This is a genomic window from Myceligenerans indicum (assembly GCF_016742955.1).
Lineage (GTDB): Bacteria > Actinomycetota > Actinomycetes > Actinomycetales > Cellulomonadaceae > Myceligenerans > Myceligenerans indicum.
The window spans coordinates 1-5,045 of record NZ_JABBYC010000102.1 but is presented as its reverse complement, the minus strand read 5'-3'; the positions used below and the strand labels follow the sequence as shown (position 1 = coordinate 5,045).

General features: G+C 64.8%; 7 protein-coding genes. 6 read left to right on the top strand and 1 reads right to left on the bottom strand.

Features of this window, described 5'->3' with window-relative positions; all coding sequences use genetic code 11:
• The first annotated feature begins 314 nt into the window (after positions 1-314).
• From HGK34_RS21945 to HGK34_RS21920, 6 genes are all read left to right on the top strand, one after another.
• Positions 315-1,277: a hypothetical protein gene (locus HGK34_RS21945; protein ID WP_201851504.1), complete on the top strand. Its 963-nt coding sequence runs from the start codon at positions 315-317 to the stop codon at positions 1,275-1,277.
• A 147-nt stretch (positions 1,278-1,424) separates the two neighbouring features.
• Complete coding sequence (locus HGK34_RS21940; protein ID WP_307816173.1) at positions 1,425-1,895, top strand: SRPBCC family protein; 471 nt, start codon at positions 1,425-1,427, stop codon at positions 1,893-1,895.
• Positions 1,835-2,281: an ArsR/SmtB family transcription factor gene (locus HGK34_RS21935; RefSeq protein ID WP_201851500.1), complete on the top strand. Its 447-nt coding sequence runs from the start codon at positions 1,835-1,837 to the stop codon at positions 2,279-2,281. The genes HGK34_RS21940 and HGK34_RS21935 overlap by 61 nt, the downstream gene beginning before the upstream one ends.
• An 11-nt stretch (positions 2,282-2,292) precedes the next feature.
• Entirely contained in the window at positions 2,293-2,736 is a 444-nt protein-coding gene (locus tag HGK34_RS21930) for an SRPBCC family protein (RefSeq protein WP_201851497.1), read from the top strand.
• A gap of 159 nt (positions 2,737-2,895) precedes the next feature.
• Positions 2,896-3,498: a GNAT family N-acetyltransferase gene (locus tag HGK34_RS21925; protein WP_307816172.1), complete on the top strand. Its 603-nt coding sequence runs from the start codon at positions 2,896-2,898 to the stop codon at positions 3,496-3,498.
• Positions 3,495-4,085, top strand: coding sequence for an endonuclease V (locus HGK34_RS21920; RefSeq protein WP_201851495.1), 591 nt, complete (start codon positions 3,495-3,497; stop codon positions 4,083-4,085). The genes HGK34_RS21925 and HGK34_RS21920 overlap by 4 nt, the downstream gene beginning before the upstream one ends.
• A 168-nt stretch (positions 4,086-4,253) precedes the next feature.
• On the opposite strand, the gene HGK34_RS21915 is transcribed toward HGK34_RS21920, so the two are convergent.
• The gene (locus HGK34_RS21915; RefSeq protein ID WP_201851488.1) at positions 4,254-4,529 is read right to left on the bottom strand and encodes a hypothetical protein; all 276 of its coding nucleotides are present in this window, start codon (positions 4,527-4,529) and stop codon (positions 4,254-4,256) included.
• Between the last annotated feature and the right edge of the window lie 516 nt (positions 4,530-5,045).

The window sequence follows — 5,045 nt, the reverse complement described above, 5'->3', positions numbered from 1 at the left end:
GGTACTCCTCCCGGTGGTCCAGCACCATCCGCACCGCACGAGCCTTGAGCTCGTCGGGGTAACGCTTCGTAGACACGATCGGAATCCTCCCAAGGATCACACCCTCCACGAAACCCGGGGCGGTTCATCGTGCCGCTCGATGTCCTCATCGACCAAGCTGCAGGTGAGATCGTCGACTTGGAAGGAACTGTTCGCTTCTCGCAAGATCGATCCCTGGATACCTATCGAGCTGAGCTCGGGCTCGTAGGCGACAGGTGGGAAGTTGTCGAACTCACACTTCAGGACTCGCGAAAATGACGAGAGTCTTGACAGCCATGGCTGCCACAGCTCTCATTGCGGCAGCATGCTCGGTGACCGGTGCTGCTTGCGCCTCGTGGGCCAACGATCGCGATTATTCGTTCATTCGTGGCGGCGCTTCCGGCAGGCATGTCCATGTCGAGGCATTCCGCCAGCCCCAGCCCGGCAGTGACACCGAGGCATCTTCCAAACCAAAGCCCACAGCGGGCACCTCGCCCACTGGACACCGAGCACCTCCGGGCAGCAAGGACGACCACGGGACGACCAAGGTCCGCCAATGGCGCGCAACCCCAGAGCTGTGCCAACTTTCCAATCTGTCGAATGCTGCGCCCGCGCTGCGCGCCGAATGCGAGAGCGAAGGCCAACGGCTCCCGCACAGAGGCGTCGAGTGCGACGTCGGCCAGGAGGCGCAAGGCGCGCTCTTCGAGCAGCGGCGCAGTGGTGACACCTGGACCGTTCCGAGGGTCGTCGAGGAGGATTCCTGCCGTGATGTCGGCGGGTCAACTGAGCATCAGCAACGCCGCCGGGTCGACATCCCAGCGGCCGCCGAGCGCGCATTCCGGAACATGACCATCAAGCCCAGCGCTCTCTCCGTCCAGCCCCCCAATGGCTGGACCCTGGTCAACCTCGACACCATTGCCTATGCCGAGGACGATCCGCGCACGCTCCGCACCACCCTGTTCGACATTCCGGTCACCATTCGAGCGGTCCCGGACTCCTACGCCTGGGACTGGGGAGATGGCGCGTCAACCACGGGAACCGACCCTGGCGCCCCCTACCCGGACCACACCGTCGCTCACGCGTACTCGGCTCCCGGAACCACCACGATCACCCTCACCACGACATGGCACGGCGAGTTCCGCCTGCAAGGCGATCCGATCTGGCACCCCGTCCCGGGCGAGGCAACCACATCGTCGCAGTCCCCGACCATCGACATCCGTGAGGCGCGCACTCGCCTGGTTGAGGACCTGAGTCGCTGACACCCTTCGCTCCACGCGTCAGGTGTCCACGACAGCAAGGAACGTGCAGGGCACATGTGCAACCCGGACGACATGTGCAACCAACAGTTGCACCTCACGGCGACCTGGACTAGCCTCGTGCGCAACCGATAGTTGCAGGAGGATGCTGTGGATGACGCCGAACCGGGCACGATCGAACGTGAGCTCTACATCGAGGCCGCGCCTGAGATCGTCTTCGATGTGGTGAGCAAGCCGGAACACCTCAAAGAATGGTGGCCGGACGACGCAAAGTACGAACCGACCCCGGGATCCACCGGTGAAATCGTCTTCGGCGACCCAACTACCGATGGCGCGGCGGTCGCGTTCACCGTCGTCGAGTCGGTAGCACCGCAGACGTTCTCATTCCGATGGACCCACCCATCAGGCGAGGTGGCGGCCGAGGGGAACTCGCTCCTGGTCACCTTTGAACTGACACCCCGCGACGGCGGCACACTGCTGCGCATGACCGAAACGGGATTCCGCCAGATGGGTTGGGAGATCGCAGTCCTGGAGCAGCAGTACCAGGAGCACATCCAGGGATGGAACCACTTCCTGCCACGGCTCGCTCCTTACGTCGCAACACTGGAGACGCGGCGTTGAACAGCTCCAACGAGCCCGGCCCGACCACATCGGCCGATGATGCACTCTGGTCCGCTATCGGGGACCCGACGCGGCGCCGCTTGCTCGACCTGCTCCTCGCCGACAACGGCGGAACGGCCACCTCGTTGGGCAGACAACTTCCCGTGACACGCCAGGCAGTGGCCAAGCATCTCGGCGTTCTCGACAGAACCGGGTTGGTTCGATCCTCGAGCGCCGGCAGGGAGAGGCGCTACCAGGTCGACGAAGTGCAGCTCGCACGCGCAGTTGCACAACTCTCGGCGGTCAGGTCCGCGTGGGAGACCCGGCTCCAGCGGATCAGGCGGATCGCGGAGACCATCCAGCAGACATCGGACAGCGACCTACTCCGGCACGACCAGTCAGACTGAAGGAGGCAGCAATGGACATCCTGCATCGCATCGGAGTCAGAACCCCGACCCCCGACGCAACCTACGAAGCGTTGACCACGATCGACGGGCTCGCAGGCTGGTGGACCGCCGCCACGGAAGGCTCGACAGGGATCGGCGACGTGATCGAGTTCCGTTTCCCGCCCGTCGGCGGCTTCGACATGAAGGTCCTCGAAGCTCGGCCGAACGACCGTGTGGTCTGGGAGGTCATCGACGGCCCCGCGGAATGGATCGGGACCACGATCTCGTGGGACCTGCGTCAGGACGACGACTTCACGATAGTCCTGTTCAGGCACGCAGGCTGGAGGGAACCCGTGGAGTTCATGCATCACTGCAGCACCAAGTGGGCGGTGTTCCTCATGAGTCTGAAGTCGATGATCGAGACCGGTCACGGTGCGCCCGCACCCCAGGACACGGCCATCGACAACTGGAACTGACACCTGGCGGATGGGCTCGCGCTGGCTCTGAGCCCATCCGCCCTCCCTGGCACGGCCGGGGAGCCAACGGCACCCTCGTGCGCCTGCCGCTCGGAGGCCAACCTGGGCCAATTGAGAAAGCGCTCGGAACGCACGACAGAACGTGCCACGCTTGGTGCCGTGACCTCCAGTTCGATGATCGAGAACCCTCAGGCCCGCCTGGATACGCTTCCCTGGCCGTTCCATACCGAGCGACTCACGATCCGCCGCTCCACCGTTGACGATCTCGAGCCTATGTGGAGCTACCGCGGCCTCCCCGAGATCTCGAAGTGGACGTCGTGGCGCCCTGCCGACCAGCAGGACTGGAAGACCTACCAGGGAGACCCCGCCCGCATGGCACGCACTCTCGTCTTCGAGCAGGAGGGGGTGATCGCCGGCGATCTCATGCTCATGGTCCAGGATGCCTGGGCACAGCGTGAGGCCACGGGCAGGGCGCGCGGCACCCAGGCCGAGCTTGGCTGGGCCGTCGATCCGGCCTTCGGAGGCCAGGGTCTCGTGACGGAAGCGGTCCGCGAGCTCGTCCGCATCGCCTTCGAAGAACTTGGACTGCGCCGTGTCCTCGCGAGTGCCTTCGCCGACAACAAGCGTTCCACGCGGATCATGGAGCGGGTCGGAATGCGGCGCGAGGCCTACAGCGTCAAGGAGTCTTTCCACCGGGATCTCGGCTGGCTCGACGGTATCGAGTACGCCCTGCTCGCCGACGAGTGGCGCTCCCAGGCATGAGCCGGTTCGGCGCGGTCGACGTGCACTACTTCCCTCACGGCGGCGCACGCGCCGCCCTCGTTGTCTGCCCGACTGCGGAGTACGACGACGTCGTCGAGGAACGTACCGCCGATGTCACCCACGTTGCGGAGTACCAGCCTGGGAGCTTCTACGAGCGCGAGCTGTCACCGCTACGCGCGGTGTTGTCAGCGCCCGACGTCAAGCCACTCGACCTGCTGATCGTCGACGGATACGTGACCCTGGACCCCAACGGCCACGCCGGGCTCTGCGCTCACGTCCACGCTGAACGACTCGCCCCGATTGTCATAGGTGTCGCGAAGACCCGCTTCCACGCCGCCACACACGCGATCGAGGTAGTTCGGGGCGAGAGTTCGAGGCGACCTCTGTACGTCACAGCAGCAGGAATAGCGGCCAACGATGCCGCCGACATCCTCCACGACATGGCGGGCAGCGCCCGCTTCCCGGATGCACTCCGGCGGGTCGACCATCTCGCGCGGTCCGGCCGACCTTCGACACGGGAGGCCATGCTCACGACGGCGAACGAGGCGAACATCCACACCGCGGGCCGGCCGCGATCGGATGGGTGACGATCGGCATGGACCATCCCAGTAGTGACCGCCCGGATGAGGCCCCGTTTACGTGATCTGACCAATGCTGGCTGCGATTTACCTTGACGCCCTATGACGCGCTAGGTTGTTCGAGTAGCCCACGGCCTCGGCATTCCCCCTTGCTTCCGAGGCCGTGGGCTACTCGCATCAGTCCAGGATGGTCTGCGTCTCGCCGATCCGGATCGCCGTGGACGTCGACGGCGGAGTCACATTGATGGTGCCGGTCTGGCCGCCGCCCTCCCAAGTGACGGTCCAGTAGGCCGTCGCGGTCACCGTGAGGTTGCCCGGGTGCACATTGAAGCTGGCAGGGAACCCGCACGTTGGACTGGGCAGAGCAGAATCACGGCCGTCGTACGGCGTGCCGGGAGCATCCGCACCGCGGCAGGTGGTCATGGCGAGATCCTGCCCGTTGCGGCTGATCACCCACTCGGTCCGAGTCAGTTCACCCCGCGCCGTCACGTTGAGACCCCCATCAGAGGCTGATTCGTCAATCGGCCCCACAGTGTTTCGCTGGCGGTTCGCCACCCACAGCCAGATCGGTAGACCTAGCTGCCCCATTGCGTCGCCATCCGTCACGGTCGGCGGGGGCGTACTCCCGATGCTCCCAGTCGTGAGGCTCATGGCTGCAACGGCCCGGCGGGCAAGTTCCTCCGGTGAGACCCGTGGCGTGCTTGGGGGCTCGGGCGCCCATTGATAGCTGTGACCCTGGCAAGCATTCACGTCTGCCGCGTCGATGCAGGTATATGGGGTGCACTCAACAATTACCCCATCTTCGTTGCCTTCCCAGTAGCTCGAGCCCTTGGCTGGCTGAGGGTCGGCAATACGAACATAACAGCGCCCATCCCATGAGCCGTATTCGGACGAGCAGGAGATCTCTCTTCCCTTGAACTCGCAGGTGCGGTTTCCCCCACCGCCCCCACCTGTCTCTTATACACATCT